The following is a 20,037-nucleotide window of genomic DNA, read 5'->3' as shown; positions in this document are numbered from 1 at the left end:
GATGGAAGATTAGGAAAATCTAAGAGAGTGGTTCTGTCTTACGAATTAAATCAGAAGAGATCAAAAGGCTACCAGCGACCATGCCAAACAAACTAAAGAGTAAACCAACCAATTGTGGGGGTACCATCGCCTCCGAGAAGGCAATTTCTGACAATATCCAAGTGCTAAAACCTAGTAAAACAGACAAAAGTCCACCGATTGAATTGGCTTTTTTCCAATAAATTCCAAAAACTAAAGGAATAAAAGCGCTGACGAGAGTAACTTTGTAGGCACTTTCTACCATTTTAAAAATAGATAAATCAGAGTGCATTGCCAAAATGGTGACCAATACAGTAAAAACTAACACGGTTATTCTCATTACTAACAGCATTTGACGAGGATTTAAATGTTTAAAGCTTCCTTTAATAATATTCTCTGAAATCGAAACAGAAGGAGCCAGTAGCGTCGCACTGGCACAACTCTTTAATGCCGAGAGTAAAGCACCAAAAAACATTACTTGAGCAAATAGTGGCGTATGTTTCAAAATTAATTGCGGCAAAACCAATTGTGAATCTGTTTCCATATTGGTTTTAACTAATTCAGGATCAATCATGGTGGCTGAGTAGGCCAAGAACATGGGAAGAAATGCAAAACAGAAATATAAAATACCACCAAGGATTGCTGCATTTTGAGCAATCTGTGAAGTTTTGGACGACGTCACCCTCTGAAAAACGTCCTGCTGTGGAATTGAACCCAACATCATTGTGCACAGTGCAGAAACAAATCCAATAATCGCTGTTGCATTTGCCTCGGGGAAAAAGTTAAAAAGACCAGCCTGATTTGCATGTTCGATGACAGGCATTACGCCACCAGTTTGAAGGGTAATTTCATGACCAATAAAAAACAGTCCGATAACAACAATAATCATTTGTAAAAAATCAGTAATTGCAACAGCCCACATCCCGCCAAAAAGCGTATAAATTAAAACACTTCCTGAACCTATTAACATCCCAGTATTTTGGCTAATTGCCCCTTCAGAAGCCACATGAAATACAAGGCCTAAGGCCATAATTTGAGCAGAGACCCAACCTAAATAGGAGGCTGCAATACACAAAGTAATTAATATTTCGACTGTTCTGCCATACTTTTCTCGATAAAAATCACCGATGGTCAGAAACTTTTTTTGATAAAGTGGTTTGGCAAAGAAGAGGCCAACTAAGATTAGGCAAAGAGATGAACCAAAGGGATCAGCAACTACTGCAGCCAATCCACCGTTAAGAAAAGTGGCTGGGGCACCAAGTACTGCTTCAGCACCAAACCATGTCGCAAAAACTGTGGCGGTGACTACATACATCGGCAAACTATGACCTGCAGCAGCAAAGTCAGTCGCATTCTTGACTTTTAAAGAAGCAATTAACCCAATGGCAACTGAGACTACCCAATATGCAATTACATACCAAAAAAGCATGAGAAAAAGTAAGTTAGTTAATCAATAAAAGAAGTGTGAATCCGCCAGTACAAAATCCTATCAAAAAGATACTAATCAATTTCCATGGCAAATTTGTGTTTTTTGACATTTTTAACTGATGAATCAAGTCATCCAATTGCTGCTCTTGTTTACTGTTGATATTCTTTTCTAACAGTGTAGTGATGAGTCTAGGAATAGTAGGAATGGATTGAGCCCAATGTGGTGCCTCTTTTTGAATTTTATGGAAAAACCCCTTGAAGCCGACTTGTTCATTCATCCAATTTTGCATAATTGGCTTCACTGTCTTCCACAAATCTAAGTCAGGATCAAGCTGACGCCCTAACCCCTCTACATTGAGTAGCGTTTTTTGTAACAAGGTTAATTGGGGTTGGATTTCTACTTTAAATCTTCTAGAGGTTTGGAAAAGTCGTAGTAAGACTAGTCCTAAGGAGATATCTTTAAGGGGGCGATCGAAATAAGGCTCACAAACTGCACGAACAGCTCCTTCTAGTTCTTCTACTTTCGTTTCTTCTGGAACCCATCCAGATTCAATATGAAGGGCTGCAACCCGATGATAGTCACGATTAAAAAAGGCTAAAAAGTTTTGGACTAAATAGTTTTTATCTACCTCAGATAAAGTTCCAACAATACCGAAGTCAAGTGAAATGAGTCGACCAAAGGTTTCAGGTGCTGTGCTCACCATAATATTACCCGGATGCATATCTGCATGAAAAAAGCCATGGGCAAAAGCTTGTGTAAAAAAGACTTCAACCCCGTCAACTGCAAGAAGCCTTAAGTCCACACCCGCCGCTTTAAGCTCATCTAGTTTCGCAATAGAAATACCGTACATTCTTTCCATTACCATCACATTCGGATGGCAATAATCCCAGTGTACTTCTGGGATCATAATTTTTGTGGAGCCTTCAAAATTTCTGCGTAACTGACTGCAATTCGCGGCTTCACGCAACAGATCTAACTCATCATGAATCGTCATATCGAAACCTTCTACTACCTCACGCGGTTTCAATCGTTTACCATCATAGGAGAATTTTTCTATCAAGCGCGCAATGCTATGCATAAGCGCTAAGTCGCTCTCTATCACCTTTAATATATTAGGTCTAAGGACTTTGACAGCAACTGCTTTGCCAGCAAGCTCTGGATTCTTTGTATCGCCTTTTAATATGCCAAAATGAACTTGTGCAATCGAAGCACTAGCAATGGGATCTTTATCAAAAGATATAAAAACTTCTGAGAGGGCTTTACCCAGTGCTTTTTCAACAATTTTGGCTGATTCTTCACTAGAGAATGGAATTACTTGATCTTGCAACTTAGCGAGTTCATCAGCAATATCTTCAGGTAATAAGTCTCTTCTCGTCGATAAAACCTGTCCAAACTTAATAAATACTGGCCCAAGTGCTTGCAAAGCCAAACGCAATCTTTCCGCTCTTGGTCGATTGCGGGATGGGTTGAAAATGGTAAGAGGGTAAATGCAGATGGATAAGACACTCGGTTTAAGCGCTTTTTTTAATAAGTCAAATAGTCCATAAAACCATAAAATATGGAATATTTTTATAATTCGACTCATTTTTTTCATGATTTATTCTTATTCTGCAGGTGTTGCATTAGTCGTTCTATACGTTTTTCTGATCGCTCAACATCATCTCTTAAAATCCTTAAGGCAGATTTCAAATCAATCAAAGTTGCCTGATCGACCAAGACTTTTTTTTCATTTACCAAATATCCTTTGATACCAGTTTGCAGATCGGCAATGGCTGCTTGACCTTGCGCAAGCATCGTCTTTGATCGTGCAGTAATTTTGGTAGCGACTGCATCACCAAATAACTTCGAAAGATCCTCTTCAACTTCCCAATGCAAATCAGTAGCTAAACGATTCAGGTCGGAAGCAAAATCAACGTCTCCAGCAATTTTGACATGTTTGAGTGCGGCTGTTTTACCACCAGATAAATATCCCCACACAGCGTCTTGACTCACTGTAAAAGTAACGGAGGGCTGTACCAGTGTCTGATGATCTTGTAGATTAGTTGCTGACGCATCATTGCTTAACTGGTAGGCAGAAAAATACCCATCCTTGATTTGCAGCATCACTTCACCGGCTGGCAACTGCAGTAATAACACTTTTCCTTCATGTAGACTGAGTAATCGATGCGCCCAAGCTTCCTGCAGGATTAGATGATTTAATGCTTGGCAGGCGATCTCTACGATTGGTAACATATTGTTTAAAACTTATAGCCGATATGAAGAGCGACGATCCCACCTGTTAGACGATGAACATCTACGCGATCAAATCCACTTTCCAACATCATTTTCTGAAGTGACTCAGCATCAGGATGCATCCGAATCGATTCGGCAAGATACTGATAGCTCTCAGAATCATTGGCAATTTTTTTACCTAACCACGGTAGAACTTTGAATGAATAAATATCATAAATTGGCTTGAGTTGATCAATCGGTTTAGAGAACTCTAACACCATAGTTTTGCCGCCTGGTTTAATGACTCGGCACATTTCTTTGAGTGCAATTTCTTTGTGCGTCATGTTGCGCAAGCCAAAAGAGACCGTCACGAGATCAAAGTAATTTTTTGGAAAAGGGATTTTTTCAGCATCTAACTGAACGCATGGCAAGATCGCGCCTTGATCAATCAATCGGTCACGCCCAACTTCTAACATGGATGAATTAATATCACTTAACCAAACTTCACCTGAAGGGCCAACTTTTTTTGAAAAAGCGAGAGCCAAATCTCCGGTTCCACCCGCAATATCCAAAATCTTCTGGCCTGTTTGAATATTAGCCACGCCAGTGGTAAAGAGTTTCCAAACACGATGCATCCCGAGTGACATTAAGTCATTCATAATGTCGTACTTATTTGCTACAGAGTGAAAAACACCAGCAACCTTATCCGCTTTTTCTGACTCATCTACTTTTTGATACCCAAAGTGGGTTTGTGTCATCTTACAAACTCCAGTAAAAATTATTTCATAGGGGTGTCACGAGTGACACCTGCAGCCTCTAACCTGGCTAAATATGCTTGCCACATTGCTTCTTGATTCTGACAAAGCTCATGTAAGTATTCCCAAGTGAACAAGCCTGAATCATGACCATCTGTAAAGGTAGGTTTTAGCGCATAATTGCCGACTGGCTCAAGACTCAAAATACTAACCTGACGTTTCCCAGTTTGCAAAATTTCCTGGCCTGCTCCGTGTCCACGAACTTCCGCAGATGGCGAGTGAACTCTTAAAAATTCGAAGGGGAGTAAATACTTCACTTCATCTGCGTACGTCAACTCGAGTACCTTGGACTTTTGATGAACCACCAGATTTTCTGGAACGGGAGTTTTGATCATACGAGTACTCTTTCAATTCCGCCTGAATTAGCATTTTTAACAAAATCTGCCATCCAATTTTTTCCTAACAGATGATTCGCCATTTCCACCACGATGTAGTCTGCAGTTGTTCCTGAATCTTCATCAAAACGAGATAGGCCTTGCAAACAAGATGGGCAACTTGTCAGAATTTTTACGTTACCGTCAAAGTTCTCTTGCAAATCAGAGGCACCCTTTTTCATCTCAATTTCTTTTCTAAAGCGTATCTGCGTGGAAATATCAGGGCGAGTAAGCGCTAATGTACCAGACTCACCACAGCAACGATCGTTTTTAGTAATTTGAGTATCATCCGCTAATTGGATCAGTTGATTTACAGTTTTCAAAGGTTCTTGCAATTTCATTGGCGTATGGCAAGGATCGTGGTACATGTATCTCGTGCCTTGCACACCCTCTAGTCGAATCCCTTTTTCTAATAAGAACTCGTGAATATCAATAATCCTGGAACCTGGGAAGATTTTCGGAAACTCATAACCGGCAAGCTGGTCATAGCAAGTGCCGCACGATACCACGATTGTTTTGATATCAAGATAATTGAGTGTATTGGCAACACGATGGAAAAGCACGCGATTATCGGTGATGATCTTATCGGCTTTATCAAAGTCTCCAGATCCTTTTTGTGGATATCCGCAACATAAATAACCCGGTGGAAGTACAGTTTGTACACCGGCTTCCCAAAGCATTGCTTGAGTAGCAAGACCAACCTGAGAAAAAAGTCGCTCGGAGCCACAGCCAGGGAAATAAAACACCGCTTCAGAATCCACTGAGGTTGTCTTCGGGTTACGAATAATCGGCACAATGGATGAGTCTTCGATATCTAACAATGCTCTAGCAGTTTTTTTCGGTAAATTACCAGGCATTTTCTTATTAATGAAGTGAATGACCTGCTCCTGAATTGGAGGTTTACCCAGACTTTTCGGCGGTAAGGCAGTCTGCTTTTTAGCTAACTTTTTAAATAAATCGTTAGCGATACGCTGCACTTTATAACCCGTTTCAATCATTAGCGTTCTCGCTAATTTAATCGTTTCAGGATTAGTCGCATTTAAAAAGAACATTGCTGCTTGTGCGCCTGGATTAAACTTTTTCTGCCCCATTTTGCGCAGTAAATTACGCATGTTCATCGTCACATCACCAAAGTCAATCTTCACTGGACAAGGGGATAAACATTTATGGCAAACAGTGCAATGCGCAGCTACATCATCAAACTCTTCCCAGTGTTTCACTGAAATTCCACGGCGAGTTTGTTCCTCATACAAAAATGCTTCAATGAGCAAGGACGTTGCCAAAATTTTATTACGCGGGCTATATTGAAGATTCGCGCGAGGCACATGGGTTGCGCAGACCGGCTTACATTTGCCGCAACGCAAACAATCCTTAATGCTGGCAGAAATGGCCCCAATTTCGCTTTGCTGCATGATTAATGACTCATGTCCCATGAGGCCAAAGCTCGGGGTATAGGCATTATTTAAGCCAGCACCAGGCATCAACTTACCTTTATTAAAGTGGTTATTTGGATCCACTTTTAATTTATAGGCTCTGAAGTCTTTTAGTTCATCATCCGTCAAATACTCCAACTTCGTAATGCCAATCCCGTGTTCGCCTGATATCACACCATCGAGTGATCTAGACAAAGTCATAATCCGACCCACGAGATGATGCGCTTCTTGCATCATTTCATAATCGTCAGAGTTCACTGGAATATTCGTATGCACATTACCGTCACCGGCATGCATATGCAAAGCAACAAAAACACGTTTACGCAGAATTTTTTTATGGATTGCATTACATTCATCCAAAATCGGCGTAAAAGGTGCGCCCATAAAAATTTGACGTAACTTTGCTCTAACGTCTAACTTCCATGAGACGAGAATCGTGCGATCTTGTAACTTAGCAAAGTATTGCAATTGATTTTTTGCGAGATCTAACCAATGCGAACGAACTTCACGAATTAACTCCAAAGCTTTGATGACTCGATCTTCTAACAAATCTTCGGACGGAATTTCAGCAGCATCATCAGATTTACCGAGTGGCATCGTGCCATTCGCAAAAAAATCTTCTAGCGCATCTAACAGAGCAATCTTGTTTTTTAAGGACATCTCAATATTGAGATATTCAATACCATCGGTATATTCACCCATTCTTGGTAATGGGATCACCACGTCTTCATTGATCTTAAAGGCATTGGTATGCTTTGAAATTGCGGCTGTTCTCGCTCTATCGAGCCAAAACTTCTTCCGCGACTCAGGAGAGATAGCAACAAAGCCCTCGCCAACTCTTTGGTTGGCAATCCGAATTACTTCACTAGCAGCACTTGCAACCAAATTCGCATCATCACCAACGATATCACCAATTAAAACCATCTTAGGCAACACGTTACGTCTTGATTTGGTGGAGTATCCTACCGCTTTTAAATACTTCTCATCCAAGTGCTCAAGGCCAGCAAGAATCGCTCCACCTTGCTTGGTTTGTTGGTCTAAATAGTCTTTAATTTCAACAATACTTGGAATCGCATCTCTAGCTTGGCCAAAAAACTCTAAGCAAACGGTGCGAATTTCTTTTGGCATTCTGTGCAGAACCCACTTGGCACTCGTGATTAATCCGTCGCAACCTTCTTTTTGCACACCAGGTAAGCCAGATAAAAACTTATCTGTCACGTCTTTACCTAAACCAGTTTTTCTAAATTTACGGCCTTCAATCACCAAGGTTTCTTGACTTAAAACTACTTCCCCGGGGGCTTTATTACCGTCTGAGAGGGTGCATTGAAAGGTCGCAACCGGTGCATCATGAATCTTAGAAAGGTTATGATCCATCCGCTGAATTTCTAACCAATTGCCATTGGGATCGACCATTCTCCACCACAAGAGGTTATCTAAGGCAGTCCCCCATAAGACCGCTTTTTTACCACCAGCGTTCATGGCAATGTTGCCACCAATACAACTTGCCTCTGCAGAGGTTGGATCTACAGCAAAAACTAAACCCGCCTTATCCGCAGCGTCCGCTACCGTCTTGGTAATCACACCAACTTCAGTAAATACAGTCGCTACATCTTGCTCATTACCTGGGATTTTCTCAAAACGAACTGGCGCAATAGTTAATAGCTTCTCAGTATTAATCACCGCTGACATCGGCGTCATGGGTATCGCACCACCTGTATAACCCGTTCCACCACCTCTTGGAATAATGGTTAGACCTAGTTCAATACAACCCTTCACTAAATTCGGTATTTCTAGTTCGTCATCTGGAGTTATCACTACAAAAGGATATTCCACCCGCCAATCGGTCGCATCCGTGACATGCGCAACTCGAACAAAGCCGTCAAAACCAATGTTATCTTGAGCTGTAAATTTACCAAGAACCTTTTTGGTTTTGATACGTAATTCGCGAGCTAAAAAGAGTTCTTCAGAAAATTTCTTTACAGCTACTCTAGCCGACTCAATCAATTGTCGAACAGGTACTTCTAAATCTTTCGTGACACGTTTTTCAATCTCTTTTAAGCGATGAGACAGAGCATCGATTAACGCATTTAATCTCTTTGGGTTATCTAATAGGTCATCTTGTAAATATGGATTTCTTCTAACTACCCAAATATCACCCAATACCTCATAGAGCATCCGAGCCGACCGACCTGTTTTTCTTTCACCTCTCAGTGCATTGAGGAGATCCCATGCAGACTCGCCTAATAGACGAATGACAATCTCTTTATCAGAAAAAGAAGTGTAGTTATAGGGAATCTCTCGCAACCTAGACGGCGGATTGGCTGTTTCCCGAAGGGGTTCTAAATTCAGGGGTGCGTTCATAATAATTGATGCTCAGTAAATAATCATTCTAACGGAGGGGGCAATTCTTTGCTAAAACTACTTTTAATTGGTATTTTGTAATCCACATTTAGCTTTTCACTACTATTTAGCGAATTTGTAAAAAAGTAACGACAACTATTACATAACGCAGGGACTTACCGACCAACATATAAAAAAAACAAGGTCCTAGAGGTAGTTTCATCCATCCTGCGAGTCCGCTGATGACATCCCCTACCAAGGGTAACCAACTAAAAATCAACATTCTAGAACCATATTTTTTCATATATTTCAATAATTTATGGTGCTTTTCAAATTTTGATTCACTACTTACAAGGCGATTACTGAGACTTCCTAAATACCAAGTACTCAGGCCACCAAGCGTATTGGCTATGGAAGCAATCACAACTGCTTCTAGATATTGCTGAGGATGAAGCTCTAAAAAAGCTAGCAAATACGGCTCAGAGCCTAAAGGCATCACCGTAGATGCAAGAAAGGACGTAATGCCGATAGCAATCAAGCCCACTTCTGTTATTGATAAAAATTGCCAAATTGGCTCAAAATAAGAAATCATGTGGCATTTTAGCAAATCAAATTTCCGCCAGCTTTCGTAGAACCTTATTTGTTGCTACTAAAATAGACGAATCTTGTCCATTTATTGAGAATTGCACTCATAATATATCCATGCCACAATCCTACTTAAGAAGAATCCTCAACGCCAAGGTCTATGACGTTGCTAGAGAAACAGAGTTGCAACCTGCTAGACATCTTTCAACTCGTTTAAAAAATAAAGTTTTTCTAAAGAGGGAAGACAATCAACCTGTTTTTTCCTTCAAACTGCGCGGTGCCTACAACAAAATGGCACACCTCAGTGCCGAAGAATTAAATAAGGGCGTGATTGCAGCATCTGCTGGGAATCACGCGCAAGGTGTAGCTTTAGGTGCAGCAAAGTTGCAATGCCAAGCCACAATCGTAATGCCGACCACCACTCCGAAGTTAAAAATTGATGCCGTCAAGGAGCGCGGTGGCAAGTGGGTAAAAATTGTTTTGCATGGCGATTCTTACAATGATGCTTTTGACCACTCGATGGTTCTAAAAGAAGAGCAAGGCTTGAACTTCATTCACCCCTTTGATGATCCTGATGTGATTGCTGGACAAGGTACGATCGCGATGGAGATTCTACGTCAACATCAAGGACCCATTGATGCCATTTTTGTCGCTATCGGTGGTGGTGGTCTGATCTCTGGGGTAGGTGCTTACATTAAATCTGTTCGCCCTGAAATTAAAGTAATTGGCGTACAAACTGTCGACTCTGACGCGATGCGCCAATCACTTGCCGCGGGAAAACGCATTGAGCTCAAAGATGTTGGACTCTTCTCCGATGGCACGGCCGTTAAATTAGTTGGTAAAGAGACCTTTAGGCTTTGTAAAGAAGTGGTGGATGACATTATCTTGGTTGATACGGATGCCATTTGTGCGGCAATCAATGATGTTTTTGCTGATACGCGTAGTATCCTAGAGCCAGCCGGAGCACTTGCTATTGCAGGTCTAAAAGCCTATGTTGCAAAACATCAAATCGAAAATCAAACACTCGTTGGCATTGCTTGTGGCGCCAATATGAACTTTAATCGTCTGCGCTTTGTTGCCGAGCGTGCTGAAGTCGGGGAAGCGAAAGAATCTGTCTTTGCGGTCACGATTCCTGAAGAACGCGGCAGTTTTAAGCGTTTTTGTGAAATTATCGGTAAACACAATGTGACGGAATTTAATTATCGGATTGCTGATTCAGCGAAAGCACATATATTCATCGGAATCGCCACCAACAATTTGAATGATGGCGTTCAAATTGCGAAGACCTTTACTAAAGCTGGATTTGATACGCTCGACCTAACCACAGATGAGATTGCTAAGTCGCACCTTCGTCATATGGTGGGTGGTCATTCTGACCTAGCTCAGAATGAGCTGCTGTATCGTTTTGAATTCCCAGAACGCCCAGGTGCATTAATGAAGTTTTTAAACTCAATGTCCCCGAATTGGAATATTAGTCTGTTTCATTATCGGAATCATGGGGCTGATTATGGAAAAATCTTAATTGGGATGCAAGTTCCCCCAAGAGAGAAAAAAGTATTTAAAGAATTTTTAAAACAAACTGGGTATCGTTACTGGGACGAGAGTAACCATCCTGCTTATCAATTATTCCTCAAGTAAATATGAGCTTTTCTCTTTCTGGAAAACTGGTCGTTGCTATCTCTTCTAGGGCATTATTTGACTTTGAAGAAGAGAATCGTATTTTTGAGGCGACTAATGATAGTGCTTATATGCGTTTGCAAAATGACCGCCTCGAAATTCCAGCCAAAGCAGGAGTCGCGTTTCCTCTCGTCGAAAAGTTACTACGATTTAACTCAGCAGAAATATCTCGAGTAGAAGTCGTGATCTTGTCTAGAAACGATCCAGTGAGTGGCCTTAGGGTTTTTAGATCTGCCAAGCATGCTGGACTCAAGTTAGAGCGTGGGGTATTTACCAGAGGACGCCCGCCCTATCACTATCTTCGCTCTTTACATGCCAATTTATTTTTATCTGCGAATGAAAGTGATGTACGCGAAACCTTAAATGCTGGCTTTCCAGCTGCTTTAGTTTATCCCCAATCCTCCAAATTAGCAGAATCCAATCCGAATGAAATTCGGATTGCCTTTGACGGTGATGCCGTGTTATTTTCTGATGAATCCGAACGGATTTATCAAGAAAAAGGCTTAGATGCTTTTGTTGCCCATGAAATCACTAGAGCACAAATCCCGTTGCCGCCAGGACCTTTCAAGCCCCTCTTAGAAGCACTTCATCAACTCCAAAACTCTGCAGGCAGTACGCCGATGCGCATCCGAACTGCACTGGTAACTGCAAGATCTGCCCCTGCTCACGAACGGGCAATTAGAACATTAATGAGTTGGGGAATTGATATTGATGAAGCGATGTTTTTGGGTGGCCTAGACAAGTCTGATTTTTTAAAAGAATTTGAACCGGATTTCTTTTTTGATGATCAAACAGGCCACTGCGAAAAAGCAGCCGAAGTTGCGCCAACGGGACAAGTTATTTCCGGTATTTCTAACGATAAAAAATCAACTTCCTCATGACAGACCACCACACTGAATCAACCGTTATTAATGCTCCATTAGGTAAAGAAGTTACTTATCCTACGACCTATAACCCTGAACTCTTGTATCCGATTTCACGTTCAGTCAACCGTAAATTATTAAATTTTTCAGGCACCATTCCCTTTATGGGAGCAGATATTTGGAATGCCTATGAATTAAGTTGGCTAGGTCCAAGGGGTAAGCCAGAGGTCGCGATTGCCCAGTTTCAAATCCCCGCAAATTCGACCTATATTATTGAATCAAAGTCTTTCAAACTCTATTTAAACAGTCTGAACTACGCTAAATTTAGCGATATTTTTGAAGTAAAAGCAGCATTAGAGAAAGATTTATCAAAGGTAATTGGCACCCAAATAAAAGTCAGTTTATTAACCCCGACTGATTGGGATAAGCGTGAACAGCCACCTCTACTAGGTAAGTGTATGGATCGATTAGATATTGAAATCGATCCTTCAAAGTCTCCCGATGCAAGTATTCTCAAGGCTGATTTTTCTGCTGGTCAAGTCGAAGAAACTCTTTATACCAATTTACTCAGATCAAATTGCCCAGTCACAGGACAACCAGATTGGGGTACTTTGATGATTCAATATAAAGGGCCGCAAATTGATGAGGCGAGCCTTCTTAGCTACATCATTGCTTTTCGAAATCATCAAGAATTTCATGAGCATTGTGTAGAAAAAATATTTTGTGATGTAAAAACCTACTGTCAATCGACTGAGCTCAGTGTTTATGCAAGATACACTCGGCGAGGTGGTCTAGATATCAATCCATTTAGAACGAATTTCAATGCACCTTGGCCGTTTAATATTAAATTAGCGCGTCAATAAAATTCATTACAAAAAAATACCTCCGAACCAAAATTCAGAGGTATTAGATAATTATTTTAATTACTTATTTATTGTTGTAGCGCCTACTTTACAGACTACCTCGTCTTGAGAGCCAGTACCACCGGAACAGCCAATAGCGCCGATGATTTTGCCATTCTCAACGAGTGGAATACCGCCCCTTGAAGCAATTACACCATCTAAAGTGATGATGTTGTTATTTTTGCCAATATTAATTCCCTTTTCAAACAGCTTTGTTTCACGACGAAAACGTGCAGCTGCTCTGGCTTTGTGCTCAGCAATTGCAACTGAGGCTATTTGAGCGTTGTCCATTCTCTTGAATGAAATCAAATCCCCATTAACGTCTACAACAGCTACGTTCATTTTCCAATTACGTTTTTTAGACTCAGCGATAGCGGCATTGATTGCGACTTCAGCCCGCTCCAAATTAATCGGCGTGCCAAGTGCCAAGTCAAATGGCATAACATCTGGAATATCATCTGCTGGATCTGGAGCTGGTTGAGCCATACCAAAAAATGCTTGAAAACCAACTAACAGCATTACCAATACTTTAAGCTTCATTTTATTCATCGTTTATCTCCTAATTTATTCAATTATTTTCAAAGGTCTCATTAGTTTGCTCTGATTTTCTTCTTTTGAAAATCAAAATGAACTAAGGATATTCCCTATGAGATGAAACTAACTCACTGAGTAAACCCTTTTTTCTTTAACCAATCATTAATTACTTGGGCAACTTGCATATTGTTTTTATCCATCATCATCATGTGAGAATTACCTTTAATACCAATCTCAGGTAAGTTAATCACATCCATTTTGGCACCTGCCGCAATATATTTTTCATTGAGTGCTAACTGTCCCTTTCTCATAGTTGGCCAACGAGAATCTTGCTCAATGTAATCTCCATAGACAGTTAAGATTGGCATACCATTTAGGGCGGCTACTTTTTGGGGATCTGGATCACCTAGTCCTGCTGGTTCAACGAGTACTAGTGCCTTCACTTTATCAGGTCTAGCTTGTGCCACTTTTTGACCAAACTGACCACCTTGACTATGTACTAAGACAACGCAGGGGCATACTTTGTCAACCAGGTCTGTATATGCTTTGATAATTGCTTCATCAGTTGTAGTCCAACGTGGTACTACTTGTTTCATGAAATTCAAATAGCCTTCAGCTGGAAACTGACTGCCAGGATATTGGTTTCTTTTTGCTGGATCATCATTCCAAGTACCTGTCCCGATTCGAAATCTACTCCATGGGTTATCAATTGTCAGGTATTGAGGTGACGCTGGCCAAATATCAGGGGATGCAAAGCCTGAACGACCACGCTCGACCGCATCAGAGACATAGGTTTTCCAACCATTACGAATAAAGTACTGCTGCCACCCCTCTCGTCCATCTGGAGTTGATTCATAGGTAACGCCGGTTAAGCCACCGCCGTGCCATAACAAAATGGGTAATTTTGCCTTTAAAGGTTTGGGTGTGAAATATTGCACGTACATCGATTCCACCAAATACTTACCATTGGGATCAATCCTGGCGGGTGCACCGCCCGGTGTAAAGACCACATCCTTCACTTCTTTGCCACTCACTTCAGCAAAACGACCACCAACGTGAAAAGATCCAATATCTACGATATTCATTGGCGGTAATTTTGGAGTGACTACAGACTGAGCATGTCCGATGACTGAGCCAAATACTATTGAAAAAGAAGCAATCGCTAATTTATTTTTAAAAATACGCATGGTGTCTCCATTATTTTTGATAATTTTTATTCAATTTAGCATAAAACCTACTCAATAGAGTTACCTCCATAAGCAAAAAAATAAAGTTTTGGATTTTAATACCAACTTATTGGACTAAATTATCAATAAATTTAAAGTTTCCAAATAATATGTTGTACTTCACAAAATCAAAAATAGGTGGTGATCATCGTCATCAAACGAAATAAAGCCATATTTTATGTAGAAATTTCTAGCTTTTTCATTCTTTGCCTCTACTATCAATGCAAAAGCTGCTACGAATTCTTTGGCTTTTAAACATCGGATAACAGCTTTACCAATCAACAGTTCGCCAATATCCTGGCCTTTGTGTTTCTGACTTCTTGCTAACCTTCCTAATCGAAAACAAGGTATCGGATATTTGGGTAATTTTTTTTGTAAGCCCTGATTAAATTGTGAGTGGTCAACCTGAGCGGCACTCAAAGAATAAAACCCCACAATTTCTGTTGGATTGTTTGGTTCGACTAATACGTAGGTATTAGTTATATTTTTTTTTGCTAATTGGCCTGCTAGATTATTAAGAAAATGATCTAGTTGAGGTTCACCACATCGAAATGCTTTTCGGTCATGGAGTTTGGTATCTAAAATTTGTTCTTCAAGCAATCTCTAAATTCCCAGCCTTTGCGATTGCATTTTTTAATGCTTCGTTCGGGGTAAACCCATGATTTAAAGCCTTTGAAAACTTTTCAAAGTCTTGCTGGCTAAGGGATAGGCGCGACTCTTTATCGATAATTTGCTGTGCCTTTTCTTTTGCGGCTGAACGCACGAAATTCGCCATTGAAGTACCGGTTAGTTTAGAAGCGTACAGGATTGCAGCTTTCTCATTGGCTTCAATGAGTAAATCAAATCGTTTATTCTCATTCATGACTAATTCCCTAGTAGTTTTTTACCGTATTTTTACCGTAATTATACCGTAATTTTTCAGAAAAGAGGCCTTAAAACTCAGAACGGAATATCGTCGTCCATTCCACCGCCAAGAGATGCACTAGGTGCACTCGACGGGAGATTCATTGGCGCATCATTTCTCTCTTTATAACCACCAGAGGATGAGCCACTCATTTCTGACTTGCCACCTAGCATCTGCATGGAGTCAGCAATAATGTCAGTTGAGTACTTTTCTACGCCGGCATTATCGGTCCATTTACGAGTACGCAGTTTTCCTTCAACATAAATAGCTGAACCTTTTTTTTGATACTGAGCAACAATCTCAGCTAGTTTTCCAAAAAAAGTAATCCGGTGCCACTCGGTTTGTTCTTTCATCTCATTGGTGGTTTTATCTTTGTATTTATCAGTTGTCGCTACCGTAATGTTGGTAACGGCATCACCACTAGGTAAATAACGTGTTTCGGGGTCTTTTCCTAGATTTCCAACAATAATTACTTTATTCACTGATGCCATGACAACCTCCAAAATTTATTTAGTACTTCTTAACGTTCGCTATTGCTTTAAAAGTGCATGCGATTAGATTCATTTTAGCAAGTAGTCTAAACCAAGCAAGCACAAATTACCCACTTAGTTAAGTGGTTTTTGCTTTTCTAACTAAGCCCGACATCTTCAAAATTAATAACCACCAAGCCAACATTAATCCCAGACTAATTGCAAATACCGCTTGGGTGCCAAGATTGCCAAATATCCAACTCCCCATGATTCCGCCTAAAAACAAGCCAATAGACATGGAAGTATTGTAAACACCAAGCCCAGCGCCCCGATTATCCCCAGCAATTACCGAAATAAGTGAGGGTATTAAGGATTCCAAAATATTAAAGCCCGTGAAAAAGATCGTTAGGCCAAAACCTAAAACATATAAATTGAGGTTATTAACTTCGACGATTCCGGCAAAGATGAGTTGGGCAATCACAATAAAAAATGCTCCAGCCTTCAGTAACCACGATAACTGATGTTTTTTCTCAGCCCTCATCAACATCGGCGCCATTACCACTAATGAAAGGATTAAAACGATGATATACATTTTCCAATGAGCATGAAGCTCAAGGCCGTCCGCTAGCATTAACCTTGGAATTGCAATAAACATTGCCACCTGAGAGGCATGAATTAATAACACCCCAATATTTAGCTTTAGTAATTGAGGGTTTTTTAATACTTTGATAAAACGATCCCAATTAGTTTTAGTCCCTTCCGGTTGTGGCGCTCTAAAAATTGGTGAGGAAGGCACAAATCGAACCGTAACAAGGAGGGCAAGCAAACCAAGGACAGCCATCATCAAAAATATGCCTGACATCCCGAGAAAAGCATATAAAGGAGTTGCAATAATGACCGACACAGCAAAACTTAAGGCAATACTAGCCCCAACAATCGCCATTGCACGAGTTCGAACCTCTTCTCTGGTCGCGTCTGCAACCCACGCGGAAATTGCGGCAGAGATGGCTCCTGCCCCTTGAATAGCTCTTCCTGCCAAAATCCAATACAGATCATCATGGCTCGCTGCAACTAAAGCCCCGATGATAAATAAAATGAGTCCAAACGCAACAATTGCTTTACGTCCATAACGGTCGGACAAAATACCTAAAGGGATATGGAAAAAAGCCTGAACCATGGCATAAATACCAATCGTGAGTCCGACTAAGGTGGCATTATCGCCCTGTGGCAAGTTTTTAGCGTGCAGGCTAAAAATAGGGATGATTAAAAATAACCCCAACATTCTGAGGGCAAAGACGCAAGCAAGGGTAATAGATGATCGAAGTTCTGACGAATTCATAAATTAAGACTATATTATTAGGTTAAGCTGAGTAAAAGTACATCATATTATGAACGAAGAAATTAAAATCCGTGGCGCCAGAACCCACAACCTTAAAAATATTAATCTTGATATCCCAAGGGATAAACTTGTCGTACTTACGGGTCTTTCAGGATCTGGTAAAAGTTCACTAGCATTTGACACCCTCTATGCGGAAGGTCAACGTCGCTATGTAGAGTCATTGTCCGCCTATGCTAGACAGTTCTTGCAATTAATGGATAAACCGGATGTAGATTCAATTGAGGGTCTCTCACCTGCCATTTCTATTGAACAAAAGGCCACCAGTCACAATCCAAGGTCTACGGTTGGAACTGTTACTGAAATTCATGATTATTTACGTTTATTATTTGCGCGGGCAGGTACGCCCCATTGTCCGGAGCATGAATTACCTCTTGAAGCACAAAGTGTTTCTCAGATGGTTGACCATATTTTAGCCATGCCTGAAGATACTAAGCTCATGATTATGGCGCCGATGGTCTCCAATCGTAAGGGCGAATTTGAAGATTTATTTGAGGACTTACAAGCCCAAGGCTTTGTTCGTTTTCGGATTCGTTCTGGTGGCGGTACCACGAATACGGCAAAAGCTAAAGTCTATGAGGTTGATAACCTGCCAGAATTAAAGAAAACCGATAAGCACTCTATTGAAGTTGTCATTGACCGGATTAAAGTAAAAGAAGATATTAAGCAGCGTCTTGCCGAGTCCCTAGAAACAGCACTTCGTCTAGCAGATGGTAGAGCTCTCGTAGTAGATATGGAGAATGGTGGCGAAATTTTATTTTCTAATAAATTTGCCTGCCCTATTTGCTCCTTTGCCCTCCAAGAATTAGAGCCAAGATTATTTTCCTTTAATAATCCGATGGGTGCGTGCCCTAGTTGTGATGGTTTAGGTCATAAGTCGTTTTTCGACCCAAAACGAATTGTGATGCATCCAGAGTTATCTCTCGCCTCTGGCGCCATTAAGGGTTGGGATCGTCGAAACCAATTTTATTTTCGATTACTTCAAAATTTAGCTGATTTTGCTAAGTTTGATTTAGATGTCCCATTTGAGTTACTCAATGAAAAAGTTCAAAACCTCATCCTGTTTGGCTCTGGAGCACATAAAGTTGCCTTTGAATATCTCAATGAAAAAGGCGTGCCAGTTATCAAACCACATACCTTCGAAGGTATTATTGCTAACTTCGAACGACGCTATCGTGAAACTGATTCCTCTGCAGTAAGAGAGGAGTTAGCTAAATACCAAAATGTGAAGGTCTGTCCAGATTGTGCGGGAAGTCGACTGCGCAAAGAAGCGCGTTTTGTAAAAGTAGGAGAAGGTCAAAGTAGTCGGGCTATTTTTGAAGTTAGTAACCTCCCCCTCAAAGCGGCGTATCAATATTTTTCTGACCTGAACCTAAAGGGCGCAAAAAGAGAAATTGCTGACCGTATCGTAAAAGAAATTTCTTCTAGGTTGAAATTTTTAAACGATGTAGGGCTAGATTATTTATCTTTGGACCGAAGTGCCGATACTTTATCCGGTGGCGAGGCGCAACGTATACGACTTGCTTCACAAATTGGCTCAGGCTTAACTGGTGTCATGTATGTTTTAGATGAACCTTCTATTGGTCTGCATCAACGTGATAATGACCGATTGATTCAGACCTTAGTCTATTTGCGTGATTTGGGTAACTCCGTATTGGTGGTAGAGCATGACGAAGATATGATTCGTGCCTCTGACCATGTGATTGATATCGGCCCCGGAGCTGGCGTGCACGGTGGCCGAGTAATTGCGCAGGGTACCCCCGCTGACATTGAAGCAAATCCAGAATCATTAACCGGTCAGTATTTATCCGGTAAAAAAAGAATTGAAGTACCCAAAGTGCGCCTCAAGCCTGATGATCGTTGGATTACGATTGAAGGAGCAACTGGAAATAATTTGCAAAATGTAACAGCCAAAATTCCGGTTGGCTTATTAACCTGCATCACTGGCGTTTCAGGTTCAGGCAAGTCTACTTTAATTAACGACACCTTACATCATGTTGTTGCCCATCATTTATATGGTTCACATGCAGAGCCTGAACCCTACAAATCAATTGATGGTTTAGAGCATTTTGACAAAATTATTAGTGTTGATCAATCTCCAATTGGTCGTACGCCTCGTTCTAATCCAGCTACTTACACTGGTTTATTTACACCTATCAGGGAATTATTTGCCGGTGTTCCTGCTGCAAGAGAACGTGGTTATGAAACCGGTAGATTCTCATTTAACGTCAAGGGCGGTAGATGTGAAACTTGCGAAGGTGATGGCGTTATAAAAGTAGAAATGCATTTTTTACCAGATGTTTATGTCCCCTGTGATGTCTGTCATGGCAAAAGATACAACCGTGAAACCCTAGATATTCGTTATAAAGGTAAAAATATTCACGAAGTTTTAAATATGACTATCGAACAGGCTCATGAGTTTTTTGAAGCTGTACCGATTGTTCGTAGAAAATTAAAAACTTTACTGGATGTTGGTTTGGGCTATGTCAGGCTTGGGCAAAGTGCAACGACACTCTCAGGTGGTGAAGCCCAACGTGTCAAACTCTCTCTAGAGCTCTCCAAAAGAGATACTGGAAGGACCCTTTATATTTTGGATGAACCCACGACTGGACTACATTTTCAAGATATCCAACTTTTACTTGAAGTCATTCAATCTTTACGCAAACAGGGTAATACGATCTTAATTATTGAACATAATTTGGATGTTATTAAGACAGCTGATTGGATTATTGATATGGGTCCTGAAGGGGGAGCGGGAGGTGGCCTCATTATTGCTGAAGGTAGTCCTGAGAAAATTGTGAAGTCGACAAAAAGTTTTACGGGAAAATATTTAAAGCCCCTCCTTAAAGGAGACTAGGGG

Annotated in this window: 17 protein-coding genes; 4 read left to right on the top strand and 13 right to left on the bottom strand. The window is 40.8% G+C overall.

Features of this window, described 5'->3' with window-relative positions:
- Positions 1 to 19: 19 nt before the first annotated feature.
- The 7 genes from AOC35_RS14165 to AOC35_RS14135 all read right to left on the bottom strand — a co-directional run bounded on the left by AOC35_RS14165 (position 20) and on the right by AOC35_RS14135 (position 9,212).
- Complete coding sequence (locus tag AOC35_RS14165; RefSeq protein WP_108648220.1) at positions 20 to 1,447, bottom strand: high affinity choline transporter 1; 1,428 nt, start codon at positions 1,445 to 1,447, stop codon at positions 20 to 22.
- A gap of 13 nt (positions 1,448 to 1,460) precedes the next feature.
- Positions 1,461 to 3,041: a ubiquinone biosynthesis regulatory protein kinase UbiB gene (gene ubiB / locus AOC35_RS14160; protein WP_108648218.1), complete on the bottom strand. Its 1,581-nt coding sequence runs from the start codon at positions 3,039 to 3,041 to the stop codon at positions 1,461 to 1,463.
- On the bottom strand, positions 3,038 to 3,679 hold the full coding sequence (locus AOC35_RS14155; protein WP_108648119.1) for a ubiquinone biosynthesis accessory factor UbiJ: 642 nt from the start codon (positions 3,677 to 3,679) through the stop codon (positions 3,038 to 3,040). The genes ubiB and AOC35_RS14155 overlap by 4 nt, the downstream gene beginning before the upstream one ends.
- A gap of 5 nt (positions 3,680 to 3,684) precedes the next feature.
- Entirely contained in the window at positions 3,685 to 4,416 is a 732-nt protein-coding gene (gene ubiE, locus AOC35_RS14150) for a bifunctional demethylmenaquinone methyltransferase/2-methoxy-6-polyprenyl-1,4-benzoquinol methylase UbiE (RefSeq protein ID WP_108648116.1), read from the bottom strand.
- Between the two features lie 20 nt (positions 4,417 to 4,436).
- On the bottom strand, positions 4,437 to 4,808 hold the full coding sequence (locus AOC35_RS14145) for a gamma-butyrobetaine hydroxylase family protein (protein WP_108648113.1): 372 nt from the start codon (positions 4,806 to 4,808) through the stop codon (positions 4,437 to 4,439).
- Complete coding sequence (locus tag AOC35_RS14140; protein WP_108648111.1) at positions 4,805 to 8,641, bottom strand: DUF3683 domain-containing protein; 3,837 nt, start codon at positions 8,639 to 8,641, stop codon at positions 4,805 to 4,807. The genes AOC35_RS14145 and AOC35_RS14140 overlap by 4 nt, the downstream gene beginning before the upstream one ends.
- A 106-nt stretch (positions 8,642 to 8,747) precedes the next feature.
- On the bottom strand, positions 8,748 to 9,212 hold the full coding sequence (locus AOC35_RS14135; RefSeq protein ID WP_108648109.1) for a YqaA family protein: 465 nt from the start codon (positions 9,210 to 9,212) through the stop codon (positions 8,748 to 8,750).
- A gap of 110 nt (positions 9,213 to 9,322) precedes the next feature.
- On the opposite strand from AOC35_RS14135, the gene ilvA reads away from it, so the two are divergent.
- Genes ilvA through queF form a run of 3 tightly spaced genes read left to right on the top strand, consistent with a single transcriptional unit; the run spans position 9,323 to position 12,608 of the window.
- The gene (gene ilvA / locus AOC35_RS14130) at positions 9,323 to 10,843 is read left to right on the top strand and encodes a threonine ammonia-lyase, biosynthetic (protein WP_108648863.1); all 1,521 of its coding nucleotides are present in this window, start codon (positions 9,323 to 9,325) and stop codon (positions 10,841 to 10,843) included.
- 2 nt (positions 10,844 to 10,845) lie between these two features.
- Entirely contained in the window at positions 10,846 to 11,763 is a 918-nt protein-coding gene (locus tag AOC35_RS14125; RefSeq protein ID WP_108648107.1) for a 5'-nucleotidase, read from the top strand.
- Positions 11,760 to 12,608, top strand: a complete 849-nt coding sequence (gene queF, locus AOC35_RS14120; protein WP_108648105.1) for an NADPH-dependent 7-cyano-7-deazaguanine reductase QueF — start codon at positions 11,760 to 11,762, stop codon at positions 12,606 to 12,608. Before AOC35_RS14125 ends, queF begins: the two co-directional genes overlap by 4 nt.
- A gap of 60 nt (positions 12,609 to 12,668) precedes the next feature.
- Here queF and AOC35_RS14115 read toward each other — a convergent pair whose 3' ends face one another.
- The 6 genes from AOC35_RS14115 to AOC35_RS14090 all read right to left on the bottom strand — a co-directional run bounded on the left by AOC35_RS14115 (position 12,669) and on the right by AOC35_RS14090 (position 17,120).
- The gene (locus AOC35_RS14115; protein ID WP_211307530.1) at positions 12,669 to 13,196 is read right to left on the bottom strand and encodes a GlcG/HbpS family heme-binding protein; all 528 of its coding nucleotides are present in this window, start codon (positions 13,194 to 13,196) and stop codon (positions 12,669 to 12,671) included.
- A gap of 113 nt (positions 13,197 to 13,309) precedes the next feature.
- Positions 13,310 to 14,368 (bottom strand): alpha/beta hydrolase, encoded by a 1,059-nt coding sequence (locus tag AOC35_RS14110; RefSeq protein ID WP_108648103.1) that lies wholly within the window; start codon positions 14,366 to 14,368, stop codon positions 13,310 to 13,312.
- A 159-nt stretch (positions 14,369 to 14,527) separates the two neighbouring features.
- The gene (locus AOC35_RS14105) at positions 14,528 to 15,007 is read right to left on the bottom strand and encodes a GNAT family N-acetyltransferase (protein WP_108648101.1); all 480 of its coding nucleotides are present in this window, start codon (positions 15,005 to 15,007) and stop codon (positions 14,528 to 14,530) included.
- Positions 15,000 to 15,269 carry a type II toxin-antitoxin system TacA family antitoxin gene (locus AOC35_RS14100; protein ID WP_108648099.1) on the bottom strand — a complete coding sequence of 90 codons (270 nt, stop codon included), beginning with the start codon at positions 15,267 to 15,269 and terminating at the stop codon, positions 15,000 to 15,002. The genes AOC35_RS14105 and AOC35_RS14100 overlap by 8 nt, the downstream gene beginning before the upstream one ends.
- Before the next feature lie 77 nt (positions 15,270 to 15,346).
- The gene (ssb, locus tag AOC35_RS14095; protein WP_108648096.1) at positions 15,347 to 15,802 is read right to left on the bottom strand and encodes a single-stranded DNA-binding protein; all 456 of its coding nucleotides are present in this window, start codon (positions 15,800 to 15,802) and stop codon (positions 15,347 to 15,349) included.
- 118 nt (positions 15,803 to 15,920) lie between these two features.
- The gene (locus tag AOC35_RS14090; protein WP_108648093.1) at positions 15,921 to 17,120 is read right to left on the bottom strand and encodes an MFS transporter; all 1,200 of its coding nucleotides are present in this window, start codon (positions 17,118 to 17,120) and stop codon (positions 15,921 to 15,923) included.
- Between the two features lie 49 nt (positions 17,121 to 17,169).
- Here AOC35_RS14090 and uvrA point away from each other — a divergent pair, with 49 nt between their 5' ends.
- Positions 17,170 to 20,034, top strand: coding sequence for an excinuclease ABC subunit UvrA (gene uvrA, locus AOC35_RS14085; protein WP_108648090.1), 2,865 nt, complete (start codon positions 17,170 to 17,172; stop codon positions 20,032 to 20,034).
- The last annotated feature ends 3 nt before the right edge of the window (positions 20,035 to 20,037 follow it).

Source organism: Polynucleobacter rarus (assembly GCF_003072505.1).
Lineage (GTDB): Bacteria > Pseudomonadota > Gammaproteobacteria > Burkholderiales > Burkholderiaceae > Polynucleobacter > Polynucleobacter rarus.
The sequence above is the reverse complement of the archived record's forward strand: the minus strand, read 5'-3'. Positions and strand labels throughout refer to the sequence as shown.

Bases quoted from the DNA above. Each gene is read 5' to 3' on its own strand.
- queF (WP_108648105.1), top strand. From the start codon at position 11,760: ATGACAGACCACCACACTGAATCAACCGTTATTAATGCTCCATTAGGT.
- AOC35_RS14100 (WP_108648099.1), bottom strand. From the start codon at position 15,269: ATGAATGAGAATAAACGATTTGATTTACTCATTGAAGCCAATGAGAAA.
- AOC35_RS14145 (WP_108648113.1), bottom strand. From the start codon at position 4,808: ATGATCAAAACTCCCGTTCCAGAAAATCTGGTGGTTCATCAAAAGTCC.
- AOC35_RS14125 (WP_108648107.1), top strand. From the start codon at position 10,846: ATGAGCTTTTCTCTTTCTGGAAAACTGGTCGTTGCTATCTCTTCTAGG.
- ilvA (WP_108648863.1), top strand. From the start codon at position 9,323: ATGCCACAATCCTACTTAAGAAGAATCCTCAACGCCAAGGTCTATGAC.
- AOC35_RS14115 (WP_211307530.1), bottom strand. From the start codon at position 13,196: ATGAATAAAATGAAGCTTAAAGTATTGGTAATGCTGTTAGTTGGTTTT.
- AOC35_RS14135 (WP_108648109.1), bottom strand. From the start codon at position 9,212: ATGATTTCTTATTTTGAGCCAATTTGGCAATTTTTATCAATAACAGAA.
- uvrA (WP_108648090.1), top strand. From the start codon at position 17,170: ATGAACGAAGAAATTAAAATCCGTGGCGCCAGAACCCACAACCTTAAA.
- AOC35_RS14165 (WP_108648220.1), bottom strand. From the start codon at position 1,447: ATGCTTTTTTGGTATGTAATTGCATATTGGGTAGTCTCAGTTGCCATT.
- AOC35_RS14090 (WP_108648093.1), bottom strand. From the start codon at position 17,120: ATGAATTCGTCAGAACTTCGATCATCTATTACCCTTGCTTGCGTCTTT.
- AOC35_RS14140 (WP_108648111.1), bottom strand. From the start codon at position 8,641: ATGAACGCACCCCTGAATTTAGAACCCCTTCGGGAAACAGCCAATCCG.
- AOC35_RS14110 (WP_108648103.1), bottom strand. From the start codon at position 14,368: ATGCGTATTTTTAAAAATAAATTAGCGATTGCTTCTTTTTCAATAGTA.
- AOC35_RS14155 (WP_108648119.1), bottom strand. From the start codon at position 3,679: ATGTTACCAATCGTAGAGATCGCCTGCCAAGCATTAAATCATCTAATC.
- ssb (WP_108648096.1), bottom strand. From the start codon at position 15,802: ATGGCATCAGTGAATAAAGTAATTATTGTTGGAAATCTAGGAAAAGAC.
- ubiB (WP_108648218.1), bottom strand. From the start codon at position 3,041: ATGAAAAAAATGAGTCGAATTATAAAAATATTCCATATTTTATGGTTT.
- ubiE (WP_108648116.1), bottom strand. From the start codon at position 4,416: ATGACACAAACCCACTTTGGGTATCAAAAAGTAGATGAGTCAGAAAAA.